Below are 2,523 nucleotides of genomic sequence, written 5' to 3'. Positions count from 1 at the left end.
CGTCCGGGTGGTACTCGACCCACCCCTGCGGGTCCGGCTCGAACCGCACCGTGCCGTCCTGCTGCCGCAACGCCGAGCGGACCGCGAGCAACCTGCCGTCCGGTGTCATCGCCACCTTGGACGCCGCCAGCACGGGGTGGTCGCCGAACTCGACCATCGGCCGGAACCAGGGAGTCTCCGCCGCCCCGGACATCGCCAGCACGGTGCGGTTGTTCAACCCGGCGCCGCGCGCCCTGATCACGTCGGCGAAGCGGTCGCCGGGCAGGGCATCGCCGTTCCAGAGCTCGACCTGATCGGTTCCCGGCCGCAGATTTGCCAGCACCAGGTCCGTGTCCGGGTAGCGCTGCACCGTCCGGACCACTTGCATCGCCGCAGGCACCGAGTACCGCTGCCGCGGGTAGAACAGCCCGTCGGTGCCGATGCTCAGGGTGTTCGCGCGGAAGTGCTCGTCGTTGCCGCCGTTGGACCGCCACGGGTCCGTGCTCGCGAACAGCTCCACCACCTGCTGCTGCGCCGCGGGGCTCAGCGGAACCAGGTCCAGGAAGTCCATCAGCAGCCGTGGCTGGTCGACGTCACCCCTGCCCAGCAGCGGCGGTTCGGTCAGCAGCTCGGTCAGTTTCGCCCGGATCGACGGGTCCTTCGCGGCCAGCAGCATCGCAGTGCTGATCTCGGCGTGCACCTGCCACACGCCCGGATCGAGGCTGGCCGCCCAGAACCGGAACTCCACGCGGTCGTCCGGCGTGCCGTGGACGTGGTGGAAGTTGATGGCGTCGTGCTTGTCCCGGCTCAACGCCGTGACATCGGCCCAGGTGCGCACCTCGGACGAGTCCGGCGGCAGCGGGTTCGGTCCGGCGAAGGTTAGCGACCGGTGCGCCAGCCCGCGCGGGTTGTTGCCGAGCCGGAACAGCAGCGGTTCGAAGGCCTTGCCCAGTTGGGCGAGTTGCCCGTACTCGCCGGGTGTCATCCCGCCAGCGAGGCTGACGTTGACGTGCCCGCCGCTGTTCGCGGGGTTTCCGCGCGCCTGCCCGCCGATGTCCAGCAGCTTGGCGACCCAGTTCCACGTCCCGGGGTCGTCGCCGGGCCGCAGCACCGGGGAGACCACCTCGACGGTGTTCTCCTCCGAGGCCTCTTCGACCAGCACCCAGGAGTCCTGCTCCAGCCGCTCGCCGACCACCTCGTCTTCGGCGTCCAGCAGCGCCGGTTCGCCGTCCTCCCGCTCGATGAAGCCCTCGCGGTGCAGGTGCTGCGCCAATGCTTCGGCACGATCGTCGAAGCGCTCAGCGGGCAGCTGGTACTCCACCTCGAACCCGAGCCGCACGTCCTCCCGGCCGGTGGCAGCACCGGGCAACCCGTCCGCGTGGAAGATGACCGCGGGCTGTCCGGCCGCGACGCGCTGTCTGGCGTCGGCGTGCACCTTCTCGGCCCAGCTCGCGCGCGCTTGGTGCAGCAACTCGCCGGCGGAGCGTTCGTAGCCGCGCAGCGCATCGGCTTCGGTGCGCTCGAGGATGGCGTTGCGCGCCGTTGCCCATTGCATGATCTGCCCGCGCTGTTGCGGCAACGCATCGCCGGGCAATGCGTTCAGGTACTGCTGGGCCCGTTGCAACGAGTCGTCGATTCGGGAAGCCAGCTGCTCCTTCTCGTCACCTCGCGGATCGAGCGAAGCGAGCGCGCGGTTCAGGTCGGCTTCCCCGGTGGCGACCGAGCCTGCCGCGGAATGCTGCACCCAGCCCTGCGGGTCCTGCTCGACCCGTACCCGGCCGTCCGGACCGACGGTGTGCCGGACCGCCACGAGGCGACCGTCCGCGGTGAACGCCGGCCGCGGTGCGGTCAGCACCGGGTCGAAGGAGTCGGTGAAACCGGGGAACCAATTGGTCCGCGCAGCGCCGGACATGGCCAGCACCACCGGCTTGCCGTGGCCGATCCCCCGGTAGCGGATGTTTCCGGCGAACAGGTTGCCGTCCAGCGTTCTGCCGTTCCAGAGGCCGATCCGGTCGGTACCCGCTGCCAGGTCGGCCAGCACCAGGTCGGCACCCGGGTGACTCTGCGCGGTCTGCGCCACCTGCACGGCCGTGGCGACCGGCTGGCCCGCGGCCGGGAAGTACAACCCGCGGTCCCCGGGCAATCCGACCGTCTGGGACCGCAAGCGGAAGTCGCTCCTGCCGTCGCCCTTCCACGGGGCGGTCGCCGCGAACAGCTCCACCGCCTGCTGCTGCGACTCCGGACTCATCGGCAGCAGGCCCAGCAACTGCGCCAGCTGCGGCAACCCGGCGGGCGAGTGGCCGAGCAGCAGCGGATCGGCGAGCAGCTGCTCGAGCTGCGCATCGATCGACGGATCCTTGGCCGCCGCGAGCATCGCCGCGCTCAACTCGGCGTGCGCCTGCCACACGCCCTTGTCGACGCTGCCAGCCCAGAACCGGAACTCCACCCGGTGCGCAGCGGAGTCCGGCCCGACGTGCTGGAAGTTCCGGGCGTCGAACTTGCCGCGGCTGAGCTTGCGCACGTCCTCGAACGAGGACACCGCCG

Annotated in this window: 1 protein-coding gene; it reads right to left on the bottom strand. The window is 70.9% G+C overall.

What is annotated here, in order from left to right:
• Positions 1-2,523 (bottom strand): hypothetical protein (locus IJH84_RS05170; RefSeq protein WP_295140901.1); only part of this gene is annotated, 2,523 nt, incomplete at both ends.

Source organism: Saccharopolyspora sp. (assembly GCF_017434145.1).
Classification (GTDB): Bacteria; Actinomycetota; Actinomycetes; order Mycobacteriales; family Pseudonocardiaceae; genus Saccharopolyspora_C; species Saccharopolyspora_C galaxeae.
This window is presented reverse-complemented; position numbering and strand designations above follow the sequence as displayed.